The sequence below is a fragment of the Kitasatospora sp. NPDC034035 genome (assembly GCF_055575755.1).
The window spans coordinates 170,730-190,635 of the sequence record NZ_JBVISA010000007.1; the positions used below are offsets into that span (position 1 = coordinate 170,730).

The window sequence follows — 19,906 nt, forward strand, 5'->3', positions numbered from 1 at the left end:
CTGCCTTCTCCGCCCGGATGAACGGCCCGCCCGGCGCGCCGCGTTCAACCCGCCGTTGAACCCCGGGCGCCGTACCGTCCGTCAGCCAGAGGGGACGGCGTCGCAATGGGGAGCCCGTGGCGTGAAGAGCCGGTCGCAGTGAGGAGCCCTGAGTGAGCGTGGTGCTGGTCAAGCGGACGCCCCGGCGTCCGGGGCCCGAGATGCCGGACGGCGAGATCCAGCTGCAGGAGCCGCCGGGTCTGCCGGAGAAGCAGAGCGGCATGGCGAGCGTGATCAGCATGGCCCCGATGGCGCTCGGCTCGCTGTCGATGGTCTTCATGTTCCTGCACCCCGGCGGTGGCGGCGAAGGCGGCGGCGGCGCGCTCAGCTACGTCGCGGTCGGCATGATGGCGCTGTCCGCCGTCGGCATGCTGCTCACCCAGCTGATCCGCGGCTCCAGCGACCGCAAGCAGCAGCTGCGCGCCGAACGCCGCGACTACCTGCGCTACCTCTCCCAGATGCGCCGCCAGGTGCGCCGCTCGATCGACGCCCAGCGGCAGGCCCTCACCTGGCGCCACCCCGCGCCGGACGAGCTGTGGTCGCTGGTCGGCACCAGCCGGCTGTGGGAGCGCCGGGCTGCCCACCCCGACTTCAGCGACGTCCGGATCGGCGTCGGCGCCCAGCGCCTGGCCACCCCGCTCGCACCGCTCGCCACCAAGCCCGTCGAGGACCTGGAACCGCTCTGCGCCCACGCGCTGCGCCGCTTCATCCACGCCTACGGGACGGTCGCCGACCAGCCGATGGCCATCCACCTGCGCGGCTTCGCCCACCTGCTGCTGCGCTCCGACGACCCCGAGGCCGCCCGCGCCCTGGTGCGGGCCGTGCTCGCCCAACTCGCCGCCGTACACGGCCCGGACGAGCTGAGCATCGCCGTCGTCACCGACTCCGAACGGCGGGCCGACTGGGAGTGGGCCAAGTGGCTGCCGCACGCCCTGCACCCGACCGACACCGACGGCGCCGGCCCGGTCCGACTGGTCGCGGGCAGCCTCGGCGAGGTCGAGCAGCTGCTCGGCGAGGAGTTCACCGGCCGCCCGGGCTTCGAACCGGACGCCGTACCCGACCGCGACGAGCCCTTCACCGTCCTGGTCCTCGACGGCCCCGGCGCGCACACCGGCAGCCGCGCCGCACTCACCGGCTACCGCAACGCCGTCCTGATCGACCTCTCCGACAGCCTGGAGTGGGGCCCCGCCCGCGCCACCCTGCGGCTGCGGATCGAGGACGGCCGGCTCACCATGGTCGGCTCCGACCGCAACCGCAAGGACGTCGTCACCGACCTCGGCCGACCCGACGCGCTCACCCTGCCCGCCGCGACCCGCCTCGCCGCCCTGCTCGCCCGCTACCGCATCGCCGACGGCGTCGACGCCGCCGAACCGCTCGCCACCGACTTCGACCTCACCGCCCTGCTCGGCATCCCCGACCTGCACGCCCTCGACGTCGAGGAGCTCTGGGGCCAGCGCGGCATCCCGCAGCGGCTGCGCGTCCCGCTCGGCCTCGGACCCGACGGACGCCCCGTCGACCTCGACCTCAAGGAGTCCGCCCAGGGCGGCATGGGCCCGCACGGCATGCTGATCGGCGCCACCGGCTCCGGGAAGTCGGAACTGCTGCGCACCCTGGTGCTCGCCCTCGCCGTCACCCACTCCTCCGAGGTGCTCAACTTCGTCCTGGTCGACTTCAAGGGCGGCGCCACCTTCCTCGGCCTCGACACCCTCCCGCACACCTCCGCGGTGATCACCAACCTGGCCGACGAGGCCTCCCTGGTCGACCGCATGCGCGACGCCCTGCACGGCGAACTCGTCCGCCGCCAGGAGCTGTTGCGCGACGCCGGCTACGCCTCGCTGCTCGACTACGAGACCGCGCGCGCCGCCGGCGCCGTGCTGCGCCCGCTGCCCACGCTCTTCGTCGTCGTCGACGAGTTCAGCGAACTGCTGTCCGCGCACCGGGACTTCATGGAACTCTTCGTGATGATCGGCCGACTCGGCCGCTCCCTCGGCGTCCACCTGCTGCTCGCCTCGCAGCGCCTCGACGAAGGCCGGATGAGCGCGCTGGAATCCCACCTGTCCTACCGGATCGGCCTGCGCACCTTCTCCGCCATGGAGAGCCGCGGCGTCCTCGGCGTCCCCGACGCCTACCAGCTGCCCTCCCAGCCCGGCAACGGCTTCCTGCGCAGCGACATCTCCACCCTCACCCGGTTCAAGGCCGCCTACGTCTCCGGCCCGTACCGGCCCAAGCGCCGCGCCGCCCAGCAGGCCGCCATCGCCGGGCAGGTCGTCGCGTACGGCACCGACTACGTGGTGCCCCGCCGGCTCCCCGTCGCCCAGGCCGAACCCGAGGAGCAGCAGACCGCCGCCGGATCCCTGCTCGACGTCGCCACCGGCAAGCTCCGCGACGCCGGCCCGCCCGCCCACCGGGTCTGGCTGCCGCCGCTGGACGTCCCGCCCACCCTCGACGAACTGCTGCCGCCGCTCGTCCCGCACCCCGAACGCGGCCTCACCACCGAGGACGCGAGCAGCCACGGCATCCTCGGACTGCCCGTCGGCGTGGTCGACCGCCCCTTCCAGCAGCTGCGCGACCTGCTCACCGCCGACCTCTCCGGCGCCGGCGGCCACGTCGGCATCGCCGGCGCCCCGCAGAGCGGCAAGAGCACCCTGCTGCGCAGCCTGATCACCGGCCTCGCGCTCACCCACACCCCGCGCGAAGTCCAGTTCTACTGCCTGGACTTCGGCGGCGGCACGCTCTCCGCCCTGCGTGGCCTGCCGCACGTCGGCGGCGTCACCGGCCGGCACGACGGCGAGCGGGTGCTGCGCACCGTCGCCGAGATCAACGCCATCATCAACCGCCGCGAACAGTACTTCGCCGAACTCGGCCTCGACTCCATCGCCGCCTTCCGCCGCCGCCGGGCCGCCGGCGAACTGTCCGACGAGCCGCACGGCGACGTCTTCCTGGTCATCGACGGCTGGAACACCCTGCGCCAGGAGTTCAACGACCTCGTCCAGCCGCTCACCCTGATCTCCCAGCGCGGCCTCAACTACGGCGTCCACCTGGTGGTGGCCACCACCAGGTGGGGCGAGGTCGCCGGCGGCCTGCGCGACCAGCTGCAGACCCGCTTCGAGCTGCGCCTCGGCGACTCCGTCGACTCCATGATCAACATGCGGGCCGCCGCCAAGGTCCCCAAGCTGCCCGGCCGCGGCCTCACCGACGAACAACTGCACTTCCTCGCCGCCCTGCCCCGCATCGACGGCTCCGGCCGCACCGACGACCTCGGCGAAGGCGTCGCCGACCTCGTCGACGCCGTCGCCGCACACTGGACCGGGCCGCGCGCCCCCGAGGTACGGATGCTCCCGCTCACCCTCGACGCCGCCCGACTCCCCGCGCCCGAAGGACGACTGCGCGTCGCCATCGGCCTCGAGGACACCGAAGTCTCCCCGCTCTGGCACGACTTCGAGGAAAACCCGCACCTGCTGATCGTCGGCGACAGCGAATCCGGCAAGACCAACCTGCTCCGACTGATGATCAACGCCATCACCACCACCTACACCCCGGCCGAGGCGCGGATCATGCTGGTCGACTACCGGCGCGGCCTGTACGACGCCGTGCCGGAGGAATACCGGCTCGGCTACGCGGTGGCCATCGACAAGCTCCGCCAGATCGTCGACGGGGCGTCCAGGGCGATGAAGAACCGCATCCCGCCCGCCGACATCACCCCCTCCCGGCTCAAGCTGCGCGACTGGTGGACCGGCCCGGAACTGTTCATCCTCGTCGACGACTACGACCTGGTGGGCGCCGGCAGCGGCACCCACCCCTTCGCCGCCCTGCTCGAAGACCTCGCCCAGGGCACCGAGATCGGCCTCCACCTGGTCGTCGCACGCGGCGCCAACGGCATCGGCCGAGCCCTCGGCGACCCGCTGCTGCGCAAGCTCCAGGAAGTCAACTCGCCCTCGCTGCTGATGTCCTGCCCGCCCTCCGAGGGATACCTGTTCGGCAACCTCAAGCCGCGGCAGTTCCCCACCGGGCGCGGGCTGTACATCACCCGGCGGCGCACCGTACAGGTGCAGACCGGACACCTGGGAGAAGAAGGATGACGGGGGCTACGGGTATCGCGCCGGGTGCGGTGAGTGCGGGTGCGGTGAGTGCGGGTGTGGTGAGGACGGGGCCGGTGAGGACGGGTGCGGTGGGTGTGACCCCCGGGACGGGCGGCTCGACGCTGCGGGCACTCGGCCCGCACTACGTCATCGCGCCGCCCGACGCGGAAGCGGCCGGACTGGCCGAGGCGCTGGCAGCCGTCCCCGTCGAACCGCGGGCGCTGCTGCTGCTCGCCGCCGCCGCGGACGCGGCACCCGTCCTGCTGGCCTCGCTGGACGAACTCGCGCAGGTCGCGCGCGAACGCGGGGCCGAGACGCTGGTGCTCGCCGCCTCCGGCCTGGCGGCGGTCGGGCCGGACGGCCGCCGACCCGCCGAACTGCTGGCCAGGCGCTGCGGTTTGACGGTCGTCGCACCCGACTCCGTGGTCAGCGTCGAGACGGACGGCACGCTGCCGGCCGTCGACGGAACCTGGTGGCGGTGCCGGCCCGGCGCCGGAACGGTGCCGCTCGGTCCCCACTGGCCGGCCGCCGCGACCATCACCCCGCTGGCCGGCGGCGCGTACTGGATCACCGAGGCCGCCGTGGGATCGGAGCGACCGGCCGTACTCGACCGGGCCGTCACGGCGGACGACGGACTGCTGCTCGTCCTCGGCGAACCGGAGGGACCGCTGCCCAGCGGCACCCAACTCGCCAACGCCGCCGCGCTGCTGCAAACGACGACCGGCAGGCCGGAACGCCTCACGCTGAGCGCGCCGTGGGCCGAGCCGGTCCAACTCATCGAACTGGCGGCGGTGTCGGCGGCCTCGCTCCGGCAGGAAGTGTGGGCGGCCGTCGGTGTGCCGGTACCGGCCGGGGCCGGGGCCGGCACCCGGCACGTCCACGTAGGCGCGGACGGCGCCGAGGGCTGGGAACCGTACCTCACCGAACTGGTCGCCCGCCCGAGCGAGCGCACCGTCACCGCCATCGGCTGGCGCACCCGGCCCGACCTGCCCCCGGCACCCGGCCCGGCACGCTACCCGGCGTTCCCCGGCTGGGAGTTGGAGGCAGTCGCCGCCGGCCTCTGGCTCCGCCCCGCGGCCACCCCGGACCGGGGACCACGACTGCGCCGCCCCGACCCCGCACAGCCGGTACTCGTCGTCGGCGCCCCGGGACGCCCGGTCCCCGAGACCCTGTGGGACCACCTCGGCGCCCTGCTCGGCGCACTCCCGCCGGGAACAGCACGCCTCGCACTCGCCGTCGCGGGGACGCTGGACATCGGGTCCGCGGCGGTCGGGCGGTTCTGCGCGCGGCTGTACGGGCTGGACTGGGCCGGGGCGGAAGCGGGGGCTGCTGCCGAGCCTGAGCTGACGGCTGTGCCGGTGCCGGTGCCAGTGCCGGTGCCGGAGCCGGTGCCGGAGCCGGAGCCGGAGTGTGAGGTCGAGGCCGAGCCGGCGCCCACGCCTGAGCCGAAGCCGACGCTCGAGCCCGAGATCGAACCCGAGATCGAGCCCGAGATCGAACCCGAGGTTGAACCGGAACCCGAACCGGTGGCCGCGCCGACGCCCGCCGTCACGGTGGCGACCTCCGGCGGGCAGTTCGAGGCGACGCCTCCGGACCCTCGTCCGGTGACCGAGGCAGAGGAAGCCCCGTCAGTGCCGGAGGAGCCGGCTTCCGAGGCGTCAAGTCCGGTGTCCTCGAGCGCAGTCGATCCGGAGCCCGAGCCCGACCCGGAGCCCGAACCGGAGCCGGAACTCGAACCAGCGCCGGACCTCGAACCAGCGCCGGAACCCGAGCCGACCCCCGACCCGGAGCCGGTTCCAGAACGAGAGCCGGAACCCGTACCCGTACCCGCGCCGCCCGTGCCCGCCCCATTGGCCGTGTCCCCGGCGGCGGGAGCGCCCAGCACTCCCGCCGAGGACCGCGCGGCCCTGGTGTCCCAGCTCGGGCCCGCCTACCAGCGGCTCGCGCGGCGGGCCGAGGACGTCGCCACCCGGCTGCCCAGCCTCCGCACCCGGTCGGAGGCGGTCGACCCGAGGCCCGAACTGGTCGCCGTGCTGCTGCAGCACGGCGACTGCACCCCCCTGGCTCCCCGCGCCGAGCTCCTCGCGGCGGCCCGCTCCGGTGCACCCGGCCGCTACGGCCCGTACCTGCGGTGCCTCGCCGCCGGCCTGCGCCGGCTGCCGAGCCACTACGGCGGTGTGCTGGTCGCGGGCCCGGCCGAGGGGACCGGCCTCGGCGCGTACACCCCGGGCACGGTCCTGACCGAACGGGCACCGGTGACCGGTCTGGCGGCGCCGGGTGCGGAACTCGGCGAGGACCTCGGGATCGAGTTCGCGATCTGGTCCGTCGGCGGCCGCCGCAGTTCGGCCTTCGGCGAACTGGGGGACCAGCCGACCGTGATCTTCGCCCCGGGGACGGAGTTCGAAGTGGTCGACGTCCAGGCACCCGACCCGGACGCCGGTCACCCGGCGCGGGTCCTGCTGCACGAGATCGGCGGAGTCCGCCCGGCCCCCGAGCGCCTCCGCAGCTGGCTCGCCCGTCGCGACGCCGTCGCCCCGACCGACCGCGTCCGCCCCGCGGACCTCGCCCGCTACACGCTCGATCTCGGCTCGGGGACGGGATAGGCCCCTCGGGGCACGCGGTCCGGACCCCCGGAGGTGACTCCGGAGCCGACCCCGGACGGAGGCCCGGCACGGAGGCCCGGCGCGGAGGCCCGCCATGGACGGCTCCTCGCTCGTGCCGCCTCCGGTGAACCGGGGACGCCCGGCCGTCCGTGGGACGTAGCGTAGGGAAAAGACCAGCAGGAGGAGTGCGGCATGGGCGAGACGGTGCGGGACGGGTTCCGGCTCGCGGCGGTGTTCGACGTCGTGGACCCGGTGACCGGGCCCGGCTTCGGGCCGGACCGGCCGCGGCTCGCGGCGGGCGGGGAGCGCGAGGCCGTCGCCCGCTACCTGCGGGCGGGGGCGGCGGTGCTGCTGACCACGATGCTGATGGACGACGTGGTCGATCCGAGCCTGCGCGGTGTCGTCCCGATGGGTTTCCGCACCGACGGCCGGTGGATCTGGACCGACACGGTGACGTACTACCTCGAGGAGTACGGGCTGGCGCCCGACCCGGAGCTGCTCGCGCACGTCCGCGCCCAGGGTGACGGGCCGTGGGCGGAGCCGGAGCAGGAGGTGCTGGAGCGGGCGGTCTCGTTCGTGCTGACCCCGCCGGAGGCGGCCGAGGAGCCGGTCTGGACCGTCGGCTCCTGAAGGCGGGCGGAACCGGCTGAACCGCGCGGGCCGGTCTGGCCGTACCTCCCCACAGGAGTGTCGTCGAACACAGGGGATGCATGGTGGGCGAGGAGCAGCGCGGCGAGCCGGGTCGGAAGCCGTCCGGTTTCCAACTTCCGACGGTGAACTGGGCTTTGGCCGCCGAGGCGGAGTCCGCGGAAGCGGAGTCTGCGGAGGCGGCGTCCGGGGCGGCGGCGGAGGCCGCGGCGGGCGCCCCGACCGCGGTGCTGCCCGCGCAGGCGGGAGCCGCCGGGGGGGCCGGGGCCGAAGCAGAGCGTGCCCCCAAGAACGCGTCCGAGAGCGCGTCCAAGGCCGGGGCGCAGGCAGGAAAGCCGGCCGTGACCCCGGCCGCGCCTCCCGTGCCCGCTCCCGCCTCCGTCGCGGCCCCCGCCGTCGCGGCTCCGTCGGCGGCCGGGACGCCCGAGGCGCTGGCCGCCGCGGTGGTCGGTGAGTCGTCCACCGAGTCGGGTACGGATCCGGGTCCGCGGCCGGGCCGGGTGTCCCGGCCGATGATCGCGGCGGCCGTCGCGGTCGGTCTGGTGCTGGTCGGCACCTCGGTGGTGGTGACGCAGCTCGGCGGCAACGACCCCAAGCACGGGCCGGCCCAGGCCGACGCGCCGCCCGGGTACGGGCAGGGTGGCGGGGACGGCGGTAGCGGGTTCGTGCCCGGCTACGACGAGCACGGCGGCGTCGGCGGCGGGAGTCCCGCCCCGGACGGGCAGCCCGGGGCGGTCGTTCCGCCGGTGGACGCCGGATCGGTCCCGCCTGCCACGGGTGACCAGCCGGCGTCGGCCCCGAACGGCACGGGTGGCGGCGGGGGTTCCGGCGTCGCGGCGCAGCCCGGTGGAGCGGCCAACCCGGTGGGGACCGGCGGCAGCGCGACCGGCGGGGGCGGCCCGGCCCAGGGCGGTTCGGGCCCCGCCCCGGCCGGTGGCGGCGCCGGTGCTGCCAAGCCCGCGCCCCAGCAGCCCGCGCCGAACCAGCCCGCCCCGAACCAGCCGCCGGCGAACCAGCCGGCCCCGCCGCCGGCCGGGGCCCAGAACCCCGCCCCGCCGCCGGTCGCCAAGCAGCCGGCGCCGGTCACCGCGGTCGCCGGCCCGTACTGCGGCAACTACCGCACCTACGGCTGGTACGACGACGGCGACAAGGGCTGGCGCAACAACTCCGGTGGCTACAGCGGCGACGGCTGCAACGGCACCTACGCCTCGATGCCGATGTCCGGTGACGCGAACGACGACAAGAGCAACTCGGTGGTCTGGACCTTCAGCCTGGACAAGGTCACCAGCTGCACCCTGGCCGTCTACATCCCGGCCAGCAGCAACGTGAAGCAGGTCGGCGGTAACCCGAGCTACTACACGGTGCAGAGCGGCGGCGGATCGGTCGGCTCGTTCACCATCAACCAGACGGCCAGCCTGGGTAGTTGGGTGACGAAGGGGCCGTTCCCCTACCGCGGCCCGATCTCCCTCACCCTGCACAGCCGCGGCGTCGACTGGAGCAGCGGCGCCAAGTTGGCCCACCACGCCGCCAGCGCGGTGCGTGCCACCTGCACGCCCTGACGCCGCACGCCCCGACACCGCATGCCCTCACACCGCACGCCCCGACACCGCACGCCCTCACACCGCACGCCCGAACCACCGAAGAACCACCACGCCCCACGACGAAGGGAACCCCAGGCATGTCGCGCCCGGTGCTGACGGTCTGCGCGGAGCAGCGGGAGCCCGGCTCCTACCGCACGATCGGCGAAGCCCTCCAGGCCGCCCGCAGCGGCGCGGTGATCTCGGTGCGCCCCGGCCGGTACGACGAGAACCTGGTGCTCACCAAGGTGGTGAGCATCACCGCGGAGGACGTCCGGGGCAGTGTGCGGATCAGTCCGCGGCGCGGCTCGGTGGTCCAGGTGCTCACCGAAGCCGTCCAGTTGACCGGACTGGTGTTGCAGGGGCAGGACGACGAGCTGCCCGCCGTGGACGTTCCGCGCGGTCAACTCGCCCTCCAGGACTGCGAGGTGGCCGGCAACGCGTGGACCGCCGTGCTCACCCGCCAGCAGGGCGAACTCGCCATGCGCGGCTGCCGGGTGGTCAATCCGGCCGGCGCCGGGCTGGTCGAGACGTCCACCGGCGCCAGTGTCATCGAGGACAGCGTCATCGAGCACCTGGGCACCTCCGCCCTGGTGATCGGCGAGCGGGCCAACCCGACCGTTCGGCGCTGCGTGCTGCGCGACGCCCGCGGCAACGGCGTCTGCGCCAACGGCGAGGCGCGCGGCGTGGTCGAGGACTGCGAGATCTCCGCCACCGACAAGCCCGCCGTGGCCCTGGAGGAGCAGAGCACCACGCGGCTGCTGCGCACCGAGATCCGCGACAGCGCGCTGGGCGTGTTCGTCGGCTCCACCGCCCGGGTCGTCCTGGAGGACTGCACCGTCACCGCCGTGCGCGGCCACGGTTACGTGCTCACCAACGGCACCGACCCGCTGCTGCGGCGCTGCCGCGCCGTGCGCCCCCAGGGCCATGGCCTGCACATCACGGGCCGCTCCCGAGGCACCTTCGAGGACTGCGAGGTCACCGCCCCCGCCCAGGCCGGCATCCACGTCGGCGAGTCGGCCGGCCCCGGCCTGGTGCGGGCGGTGGTGCGCGACGCCGAGACCGACGGCGTCGAACTCACCGGGGAGAGCGCCGCCGAGTTCGACCGGCTGGAGGTCCGCGACGCGGCCGGCGTCGGCATCGTGGTGCGCGACGGCGCCAACCCGCTGCTGCGCCGCACCACCGTCACCGCCGCCGGCGGCCACGGGATCGAGGTGCTGCGCGACGGGCGCGGCCGGATCGAGGACGCCACCGTGCTCGACTCCGGCAACCACGGCATCCGGATCGCCGACGGCGCCAACACCTACCTCGGCGGCAGCCAGGTGCGCGGCAGCAAGTCCTGCGGCATCTCGGTGGGCACCGAGGGCGTCGCCACCCTGCGCGACGTCGACTCCACCGACAACGCCTTCGACGGCGCGAGCGTCGAGCGCGGCGGCGAACTGACCGCCACCCGCTCCCGGCTGCGGACCAACCGCCGCCACGGACTCCACCTGATGGCCGGCGCCCGCGCCACACTGACCTCCTGCCAGCTCATCGACAACACCGTGGACGGGCTGCGCTCCGAGTCCGCGGAGCCCGTCCGGCTCACCGACTGCCTGGCCGCCGAGAACCAGGGCGCGGGCCTGCGGCAGACCGAGACGACCGACCGGCTCGCGGTCGAGAACCTCGACAGCCGGGACAACCGGTCACCGGACGCCCACGGTTCGGCGGCGGTCGCCGCCGCCACGCCCGGCACCGCCGTCACCACCGACGGGGAGAGCGCACCCGCCGACGGGACCCCGCAGTCCGGCCCCGCCGACGCCGGGCCGCAGGGCCCCCAGGGTCCGCAGGCCGTCCTGCAGACCCTGGTCGGTCTGGAGGGCGTCAAGGAGCAGGTCGCCACCCTGGTCAACCTCAACAAGCTGGCCCGGCGCCGCGAACAGGCCGGCCTGCCCGCCCTCCCGATGAGCCGCCACCTGGTCTTCGCCGGGCCGCCCGGCACCGGCAAGACCACCGTCGCCCGGCTCTACGGCGCCATCCTCGCCGAACTCGGTGTGCTGCGCAGCGGCCACCTCGTCGAGGTGGCCCGCGCCGACCTGGTCGCCTCGATCATCGGCGGAACCGCCCTGAAGACCACCGAGGTCGTCAAGGAGGCCCTCGGCGGCGTGCTCTTCATCGACGAGGCGTACACCCTGTCGGCCGGCTCCGGCAGCACCGGCCCCGACTTCGGCCGCGAAGCCATCGACACCCTGGTCAAGCTGATGGAGGACCACCGCGAGGACCTGGTGGTCATCGTCGCCGGATACGAGGTCGAGATCCGCGAGTTCCTCGCCTCCAACCCGGGCCTGGCCTCCCGGTTCAGCCGCACCGTCGAGTTCCAGAACTACAGCGTCGACGAACTCACCACGATCGTCGGACACGCCGCCGCCGGCCACGGCTACGAACTCGCCGAGGGCACCCGCGAAGCGCTCGCCGTCCACTTCGAACGGATGCCCAAGGGCGCCGACTTCGGCAACGGCCGAGCAGCCCGCAAGGTGTTCGAGGAGATGGTCGACCGGCAGGCCTCCCGGCTCGCCGAACTGGAGAACTTCGACAACGTCGCACTGACCCAGCTGCTGCCCGGTGACGTCGGCGAGCAGGCCGCCGCGGCCGTCGCCGGAGACAGCAAGCCGGACGAGCCCGGCCTGCTCGACCGGCTGCGCTCCATGGTCGGCCTCGCCGCCGCCAAGGAACAGGTCGAAGACCTGGTCAACCTCACCAAGCAGACCCGGCGCCGGATCGAGGCGGGCCTGCCCGCCGCCACCATCAGCCACCACCTGGTCTTCTCCGGCCCGCCCGGCACCGGCAAGACCACCGTCGCCCGGCTGTACGGCGAACTCCTCGCCGAACTCGGGGTGCTGCCCGCCGGCCAGCTCATCGAGACCGCCCGCGCCGATCTCGTGGGCCGCTACATCGGCCACACCGCCCAGCTCACCCGGGACGCCTTCGAACGCGCCCGCGGCGGCGTGCTCTTCATCGACGAGGCCTACACGCTGACACCCCGCCACGGCGCCGGCGGCGACTTCGGCCAGGAAGCGGTCGACACCCTCATGAAGCTGATGGAGGACCACCGCGACGAGGTCGTCGTCATCGTGGCCGGCTACCAGGAGGAGATGCGCGGCTTCCTCGCCTCCAACCCCGGCCTGGCCTCGCGGTTCTCCCGCGAGATCACCTTCGACCACTACGCGGACGACGAACTCGTCACCATCGTCCGGCTCCAGGCCGAAACCGCCGGGTACAGCTGCACCCCGGAGACCCTGGCGGCACTCGCCACACTGTTCGCGGTCGTCCCGCGCGACCGCTCCTTCGGCAACGGACGCTTCGCGCGGCAGATGCTGGAAGCGATGATCACCCGCCAGGCGGGGCGGCTGTCCCGGCTGGACATCGCGGACCTGGACGAACTCAGCCTCCTGCTGCCCCAGGACATCCCGACCGAGCGGATCGGCAGCTTCGCGTGAGGCGGGTGCCCGTGAGGGGGGTCTCCGCGAGGGGTGTGGGTCTGCCCGCCGTACGAGGCACGGCGGCGCTGCTGGCCGCCGGCCTGCTGCTGCCCTCGGCGGGCAGCGCGGCCGCCGCCGACTCCCCGGACACCCTGCCCGGCGTCACCCAACTGCGCCGCGACCCCGGCGGCAAACCGGCCGGCTGCCTCCCGGCATCCACCAAAGGCACCCAACTCACCCCCTGGCCGCAGACCTTCCTACGGGCCGACCGGGTCTGGCCCCTCAGCCGGGGCGAAGGCGTCACCGTCGCCGTCCTCGGCTCCGGAGTCAAGGACGGCAGCGGCCTGCTCACCGGCCGCCTCGACTACGCCCCGCTCCCCGGCGGCGCCGACCCGACCCAGGACTGCGTCGGCCACGGCACCTTCCTGGCCGGCCTGATCGCCGCCGACCAACGCGAGGGGACGGGCTTCGCCGGCGTCGCGCCACGCGCCAGAATCCTCGCCGTCTCCGTCACCAACGAGGCCGGGGTCGCCTCGGCCGACCTCCTCGCCCAGGGCATCACGGCAGCGGCCGACCGGGGCGCGCGCATCATCGCGGTCGCCGTCGCCCTCCCCGGCGGCAACGACGCCCTCGCCGGCGCCGTCCGGGCAGCCCGCGCCAAAGGCGCCCTGATCGTCGCCCCCGCCGCCCCCGACACCGCCCCGACCGACACCGGCCAGTCCGGCACCGCCAAACCCGGCCCCGCCTACCCGGCCGCCTACCCCGAGGTCCTCGCCGTCCGCGACCTCGCCCCCGGCGGCGCACTCCCGGACGGCCCCACAGCCGTCCCGGTCGGCGGCCGCGTCGACCTCGCCGCCCCCGGCGACGCCGTCACCGGCCCCGGCCCCACCCCCGGCGGCTACTACACCGGCGTCGGCCCCAGCTTCGCCACCGCCTTCGTCGCCGCCACCGCCGCCCTCGCCCTCGGCTACCGCCCGACCCTCACCGTCGACCAGCTGACCCGCCGCCTGGAAACCACCGCCTACCACAGCACCGACCCCCAGTACGGCTACGGCACCATCGACCCCGTCACCGCCGTCACCCAACTCCCCGACCCCGCCCCCACCACCCCGGCACCCCCCGCAGCCGCCCTCGCCATGCCCCCCACCCGCCCCGCCACCAACGCCCCCACCCAAGCCACCACCATCGCCCTCGCCTCCCTCGCCACCGCCGCCCTGGTAGCCGCAGCCGCCGCCGTCACCCCCCGCGCCCGCACCCGAGGCTGGCGCCCGGGCCGCGTGGAGGAGAACTGAGGGAAGGGTGCTCCCTTCGGGCCGCCATCGCCCCCTGTGCCCGCACTGAGACCCGTGCCCGGGCCGGGCGCACGAGCGGACGAGGGGTGCGCGGCGGTCCGAGTTTCGGCAGCTCCTGGAGCCGCCCGCGCCACGACCCTTGCCCCGTCTTTGCCACGATCACCATCCGGGCCCGTGCCCGGAGCGGGCGGGGGAGGGGCGACGTGCGGTAGCTCCCGGCCGGCCGGGCCACGCCCCACCCAAGCCACGACCCACCCAAGCCACCACCGTCGCTCCGCCCCGGGCAGGTACCCGGGTTGGTGAGGGGGTTGCGTGCTGCGGCAGGCCCCGTTGCGGTGACGTTCGGTCGAGGGCAGGCTCGGGAACGGGCACCCCGCAGCCCCGCAGCCGTCCCGCCATGTCCCCAACCGCCGCCGTCACCCTCCGCGCCTGTGGCCGGGGCGGGGCGGTTCCGGGGGCGGCGTCACCCTTGGCGGTCGGCCATGGCGTCGCCGATGAGGGCGGCGAGTTCGAGGTAGCCGTCGCGGGTGCGGGGACGGAGGGTGGTGGGGTCGGCCGGGCTGGGGGGTGGGAGGGCGACGGCGCCGCGGCAGCGGGTGCGGAAGTGGGTGAGGAGGTCGCGTTCGGCGATGGGGCGGTCGGCGGGTGGGGCGGGGGTGAAGACGGTGGCCGCGCCGCGGGCCAGGCCGTGGTGGCCGAGGGCGGTGAGGTGGTCGAGGAGGGTGTTGGCGTTGTGGGCGCCGGTGGCGGAGGCGGGTTCGCAGAGGACGAGTTGGTGGGCGAGTTCGACGGCGGGTAGCCGGAGGTCGACGGGGGAGGCGGTGGTGTCGGCGAGGATCACCGGGTAGTGGCCGCTGAGTTCGGTGAGGGTGGCGGGGAGGGTGGCGGGGTCCGGTTGGACGGCGCGCACGACGAGTCGGCCGGCTGTGCGGTGTTCGCCCTGGGCGGGGCCGCCGGGGACGAGGACGACGACCGGGTCGGCGCGGTGTTCGGCGAGCAGGGCGCCGAGGACGGTGGTGATGCCTTCGGTGGGGCTGCCGACGACGGCGATGCGGTGGCAGGCGCGCAGGGGTACGCGGATGCGGTCGAGGAGGTGTCGGCGCCGGGTCTCCGCGCTGCCGGGAAGGGTGAGGCGGCGGGTGCGCGGGCCGGCGGGTGCACGGCGCAGGGCCGGGGTGTCCGGTGCCGCAACCGCCGCGACTGCCGCAACCGCCGCGATCGCGGTGGGTGGTGCGGCTGCGGCTGCGGCTGGGGTGGCGGGGCCGGTCGGCGGCTGGGGGGCCGTGGCTGGGTCGGTGTCCGGGCCGCGGGTGAACAACTGCCGTTCGGGGGCGGGGATCAGGACGGTTCCGAGCAGGTCCAGCGGCTGCCGGGGGAGGAGGGCGACGGGTTCGGGCCAGGCGGCCGGCGAGTAGTCGGGGGCGGCGGGGACGTCGGTGCCGACACCGGGGGTGCCGTCGGTGAAAGCCATCGTCCGACCTTCCGGTCCGTGTTGCGCCCGACCGGTGCCTCCGGTCGGCCCGTACAGCCGGGACTACGGTCGAAGGTTCCGTTCCGGTTCACCTGAACCACTCCCGGCGGGGGGACCGTTGAGCGGGGCAGGGCGCGCCTCGCTCCCCTTGTCGTGCCGGGAGGTTGTGCCGTGCGTCCGCCCGTCCGGTCGTACGCACTAATTCCCCTGCTCGACCGGCTACCGCTCGGTACCGTCGTTCGGTGGCACCCGGCGTCCGCCGAGTGTCATCGAGGTGGAAGGAGCGTGAGTCCCGTGATCGGGACGGGGGAGGGCCGCGGGATGGATGTGGACGGGCCGGAGGCGCGGGAGTTCGTCGCCGCGCTGGTGCGGGCGGGTGCGCCGAGTGGGGCGGGGCCGACCGGGCTGGGGGTGCCGGAGGCGTCGGCGGAGGTGGTGATCGCCGTCGCCCGCCGGTTGGCGTTGCGGGCTGTGCCGCAGGGGCGGTGGCGGCCCGGATCGGCGCCGTCGGGGTTGTTGAGAGTGGCCTCGGCGCTGGTGGTGGACGAGCATCCGTCGGCGTCGGGGTGGTCGGCGGCGGAGCGGGAGCGGTTGGCGAGATGGGTCGCGATGCTGATGGAGCACCGGGGCGAGGACGGGGTGGAGGACCTGGTGCGGGAGCTCAACGGGCGCTGACCGCCGCCTGATCGAGGGCGTTCGGCGGGGCCTGCGACGGGGGCCTGCCGCGCGTGGCCGGGGCCGGCTAACACGGCATCCGGCGGCGGCCCGGGTGCCGTGAGTCGGGGCGTTGGCGGATCGTTGGTGAGGACTTGGCGGGCTCCGGCAGTGTGCTGTCGTAGCCGCTGCCGGGGACGTCCGGCCGGCTGCCCAGCGGTGCCCTGTCTGTGCCGTGCCCCCTGCCCGATCTGAGAGGTAGCGCGTGTCGAAGCCGTCCGTCGCCCAGTCCACGCCCGTCGCCCAGCCCTCCGGGGGTCCGTCGGACGCGGCGGGGGCTGCCACTGCCCCGGCCCGCCCGGTCCGTCCGACCCTCGACCCCGAGACGCTCGCCGAGATCCACCGGCTGCACGGCGGCTACTTGCTGCGTGCGCTGCTGCGGGCCACGGGCGGGGACCGCGGCAAGGCCGAGGACATCCTGCAGGAGACCCTGCTGCGCGCCTGGCAGCACCCGGAGGCGCTGAGCGCCGGGCCCGAGCAGAGCCGGCCCTGGCTGTTCACGGTGGCCCGGCGGATCGCGATCGACCACTACCGGATGGCCGCCGCCCGCGCCAAGGAGGTCATCGGTGAGCCGTTGGAGGACCGCCCGCTCGCCGAGGACCCGTACGAACAGGTCGTGGTCGCCCGGGACATCGCGCTGGCGCTGCGCCGGGTGCAGAAGCACCACCGGGAGGTGCTGGTCGAGCTCCACCTGAAGGACCGGTCGGTGCTGGAGGCCTCGGCCCGGCTGGGGGTGCCGCCGGGGACGGTCAAGTCCCGCAACTTCTACGCCATTCGGGCGCTGCGCCCGGTCCTGGCGGCGGAGCACGGGTACGCCCCGCCCGTCCGCACGGCGGCAGCGGCCGCGGAGGGCGGCGCCGCCGCGGCCGGTCCGGTGACCGTGCCGGCTCAGCGGCCCGCTTCGGCCGCCCGCTGACCGTCCGCTGACGGTCGGCCCGCTTCGGCCGCCCGCTGCCCGTTCGCCCGCCTCAGCGGCCCGGTGGCCAGCCGGTGGAGCGGAGGTTGAGCGACTCCTCCAGGCTGGTGGTGAACTCGCTCAGGTAGCCGGCCTGCCGCTCGTGGGCGCGGAAGCGGTCGAGCGCGATGCGCAGCCGGCCGCCCACCTCCGGTTCCCGGCCGCGGGCCAGCAGGTGGGCGGCGTAGGACTGTTCGGTGACCGCGTGCAGGTAGAGCAGGCCCGCCTCCTCGCACGCGGCGAGCAACCGGTGCCAGGCGAGGTCGGCGGTCTCGTCGCGGACGGTCGGCGGGAGGGCCTGTGCCTCGGTCAGCAGTGACCAGAGGTGGACCTGGGTGACGGGAGCGGGCGGCAGTAGCTCGCGGGCCTCGCGGGAGCAGCGCTGCGCGCCTTCCCGGTCGCCGCCGGCCAGGCGGACCCAGCCCTGGTGGACTTTGGCGTCGACCAGCCGTCGGCGGTTGCCCGACGCCAGGGCGAGGGCGGTGGCGGAGGCGGCCAGCCGTTCGGCTTCGGCGGTGGTGCCGAGCATCGCGGTGACCAAGGCGAGGGTGGCGAGCGCCCGGACGCGCGCGGACGCGGCCCGCGGCCCGTCGACGGATTCGGTGGCGGCCACCGCCTTTCGTGCCGCCTCCGCCGATTCGTGCCGGCGTTCGAGCGCGACCAGGGCCTGCGCCCGGCAGTTGTGCAGCAGTGCGACCGCGACCGGGTCCCCGCACCGTTCGGCCGCCTCCTGGCCTGCCCGGGCGGTGGCGAGCCAGTCGGTGAAGCGGCTGGCGCCGTAGTAGAGCGAGCCGCTGGTCAGGGCGAGCCGCCAGGCGCGTTCGGGGTCGGTGTCAGCGGTGGCGCCGACGAGTGCGTGGACGGCGGGTTCCTCGGCGCGGAACCAGTCGAGCGCGGTGCGGATGTCACCGGCGGGCGGAAGGGCCTGCGGCGGGTGGGCGGGGGAGTCGGAGTCCTCCTGGCCGGGGTCGAGGTAACAGCCGCAGTGCTGGAGGGCGGCGAGGTAGTAGTCCGCCAGGCGTTCCCGGAGCAGGCGTCGTCGTCGTTCGGGCAGTTCGGCGAGCAGTCCGGCGCTGAACAGCCGGACCAGGTCGGTGCGGCCGTAGCGGCCGGGGGCGGTGCCGGGGAGCAGGTGGTGGGCGGCCAGTTCGCCGAGCGCCCGGTGGGCGGTGGCGGTGTCGGTGCCGAGCAGTGCGGCGCTCGTCGGGGTGTCGACCTCGCCGCCGGGGTGGACGGCCAGGGCGGTGAGCAGGTCGGCGGCGGGTTCGGAGAGTCGACGGTACGTCAGATGCAGCTGCGCGCGGATGCCGAGGGTGCCGTCGGCGTCCAGGACGGCCAACCGGGTCTGTTCGTCGGCGAGTTCGGTGGCCAGCTCGGCGACCGTCCAGTCGGGCTGGGCGGCGAGGCGGGCGGCGGCGATCCGCAGGGCGAGCGGCAGTCGGTCGCAGAGGCGGACGAGGCGGGCGGCGGCCTCCGGTTCGGCGCGCACCCGTTCGGGAGTCAGGGCGCGTTCCAGGAGGAGCAGGGCGTCGTCCTCGGGCAGGGCGGCCAGCCGCAGCAGGGCGGCCCCGTCGAGGGCGACCAGGTCCTCCAGCGAGCCCCGGCTGGTGACGACCGCAACGCAGCCGGGCCCTTCGGGCAGCAGGTCGGCGACCTGGTCGGGGTCGGCGGCGTCGTCCAGGACCACCAACAGCCGTCGGCCCCTGGTGCGTTCGCGGAAGAGCGCGGCGCGTCCGGCGCGGTCGGCGGGGACGGTGTCGGCCGGGACGCCGAGGGCGTGCAGGAAGTCGGCGAGGACGGCGTCGGGCTGCGCCGGGCCGGTCGGGGCGAGGCCGCGCAGGTCGGCGTGCAGCCGGCCGTCGGGGAAGCGGGCGGCGGCCCGGTGCGCCCAGGCGGTGACCAGCGCGCTCTTGCCGACCCCGGCGGGGCCGACCACCAGGACCGGGCCGTCGGCGGCGCGGTCCGGGGCGCAGGTGTGGTCGAGCCGGTCGAGTTCGGCCTGCCGTCCGACGAAGTCCACCATCCGGCGGGGGATCCGGTGGGGGACGCGGGCGGCGGGCCCGGGGGCCGGGGGCGCGGCGGGCACCCGCTCCGGGCGGTCGTCGGCCAGCACCTCGGCGAGGGCGGCCTGCAGGGCCGGGCCGGGGCGGAGCCCCAGCTCGCGGTCCAGGCGCTGCCGGGCCTGGTGGTAGGCGGTCAGCGCGTCCGCGGGCCGTCCGGCCTGGCGCAGGCAGCGCATCAGCAGCGCCACCAGTTCCTCGCGCAGCCCGTCGGTCCGGACGTTCTCCTCCAGCACGGCCACCGCCGCCGCGCCGGTGCCCTGGCGCAGCCGCAGCGAGGCCCAGCAGAGCAGGGCGGCGGTGCGGGACTGTTTCAGGTGGTCCACGGCGGCAGTGCGCAGCGGGGTGTCGGGCAGGTCGGCCAGGGCGTCGCCGCGCCACAGCCGCAGGGCCTCCTCCAGCAGGGCGATCGCCTCGGCGCCGCCACCGCAGCCGGCCGTGCCGGCCGTGTGGGCCGTGTCGGCCGTGTCGGCGTGCTCGGCGGCCCGGGTGGTCAGCGTCTCGAACCGCAGCGCGTCCACCTCGTCGGCCGGCCCGGTCAGCAGGTAGCCCGACGCCCGGGTGTGCAGCTCGAACGGCGTGCCGGCGAGCACCTTGCGCAGCGCGGCGACATGCCCCTGCACCGCCGCCCGCGCGCTGGCCGGCGGCTGCTCCCCCCACAGCGCCTCGCAGAACCGGTCGACGGTGACCACGCGTCCGAGCCCCAGCGCCAACAGCGCCAGGATCGCGCGCCGCTGCGCCCCCGCCAACGTGGCGAAGCCGTCCGCCCCGACCCGCAACTCCACCGGGCCGAGCAGCCGAATCCGCACCACGTACCCCCACCATCGCCGCACGTCACACCCGGGGTGGTCCCCGGGGTGGAGCAGTGTAATGCGCGAAACGGTCCGCGCCGCGCCGCTCCTGCCCCGGGGGACGCGGTCGGGGCGGGTGCGGGTTGCGTCGACCGCCGAGGGGCCTTGCCTCCCGCGCCCGGGCCCGGGCCCGCACCGGGCCGGAATCCCCGAGGGGGC

At 75.3% G+C, this 19,906-nt stretch carries 10 protein-coding genes; 8 read left to right on the top strand and 2 right to left on the bottom strand.

What is annotated here, in order from left to right; translation table 11 throughout:
• Nucleotides 1–152: 152 nt before the first annotated feature.
• From eccCa to ACZ52J_RS12420, 6 genes are all read left to right on the top strand, one after another.
• Entirely contained in the window at nucleotides 153–4,118 is a 3,966-nt protein-coding gene (eccCa, locus tag ACZ52J_RS12395) for a type VII secretion protein EccCa (protein WP_465618017.1), read from the top strand.
• Nucleotides 4,119–4,207: 89 nt separating this feature from the next.
• Complete coding sequence (locus ACZ52J_RS12400) at nucleotides 4,208–6,721, top strand: hypothetical protein (RefSeq protein ID WP_465618019.1); 2,514 nt, start codon at nucleotides 4,208–4,210, stop codon at nucleotides 6,719–6,721.
• 192 nt (nucleotides 6,722–6,913) lie between these two features.
• Nucleotides 6,914–7,351, top strand: a complete 438-nt coding sequence (locus ACZ52J_RS12405) for a hypothetical protein (protein WP_360493924.1) — start codon at nucleotides 6,914–6,916, stop codon at nucleotides 7,349–7,351.
• Between the two features lie 143 nt (nucleotides 7,352–7,494).
• On the top strand, nucleotides 7,495–8,928 hold the full coding sequence (locus ACZ52J_RS12410) for a hypothetical protein (RefSeq protein WP_465618021.1): 1,434 nt from the start codon (nucleotides 7,495–7,497) through the stop codon (nucleotides 8,926–8,928).
• A 119-nt stretch (nucleotides 8,929–9,047) separates the two neighbouring features.
• Nucleotides 9,048–12,422: a right-handed parallel beta-helix repeat-containing protein gene (locus tag ACZ52J_RS12415; protein WP_465618023.1), complete on the top strand. Its 3,375-nt coding sequence runs from the start codon at nucleotides 9,048–9,050 to the stop codon at nucleotides 12,420–12,422.
• Between the two features lie 11 nt (nucleotides 12,423–12,433).
• Nucleotides 12,434–13,696 (top strand): S8 family serine peptidase, encoded by a 1,263-nt coding sequence (locus tag ACZ52J_RS12420; RefSeq protein WP_465618025.1) that lies wholly within the window; start codon nucleotides 12,434–12,436, stop codon nucleotides 13,694–13,696.
• Between the two features lie 463 nt (nucleotides 13,697–14,159).
• Here ACZ52J_RS12420 and ACZ52J_RS12425 read toward each other — a convergent pair whose 3' ends face one another.
• Nucleotides 14,160–15,167, bottom strand: a complete 1,008-nt coding sequence (locus ACZ52J_RS12425; RefSeq protein ID WP_465618027.1) for a hypothetical protein — start codon at nucleotides 15,165–15,167, stop codon at nucleotides 14,160–14,162.
• A 285-nt stretch (nucleotides 15,168–15,452) separates the two neighbouring features.
• On the opposite strand from ACZ52J_RS12425, the gene ACZ52J_RS12430 reads away from it, so the two are divergent.
• Together ACZ52J_RS12430 and ACZ52J_RS12435 are read left to right on the top strand one after the other, a co-directional pair.
• Nucleotides 15,453–15,842, top strand: coding sequence for a hypothetical protein (locus ACZ52J_RS12430; protein ID WP_465618029.1), 390 nt, complete (start codon nucleotides 15,453–15,455; stop codon nucleotides 15,840–15,842).
• A gap of 244 nt (nucleotides 15,843–16,086) precedes the next feature.
• Nucleotides 16,087–16,797, top strand: coding sequence for a sigma-70 family RNA polymerase sigma factor (locus tag ACZ52J_RS12435; protein WP_465618031.1), 711 nt, complete (start codon nucleotides 16,087–16,089; stop codon nucleotides 16,795–16,797).
• Between the two features lie 52 nt (nucleotides 16,798–16,849).
• On the opposite strand, the gene ACZ52J_RS12440 is transcribed toward ACZ52J_RS12435, so the two are convergent.
• Nucleotides 16,850–19,708: an AfsR/SARP family transcriptional regulator gene (locus tag ACZ52J_RS12440; RefSeq protein WP_465618033.1), complete on the bottom strand. Its 2,859-nt coding sequence runs from the start codon at nucleotides 19,706–19,708 to the stop codon at nucleotides 16,850–16,852.
• Between the last annotated feature and the right edge of the window lie 198 nt (nucleotides 19,709–19,906).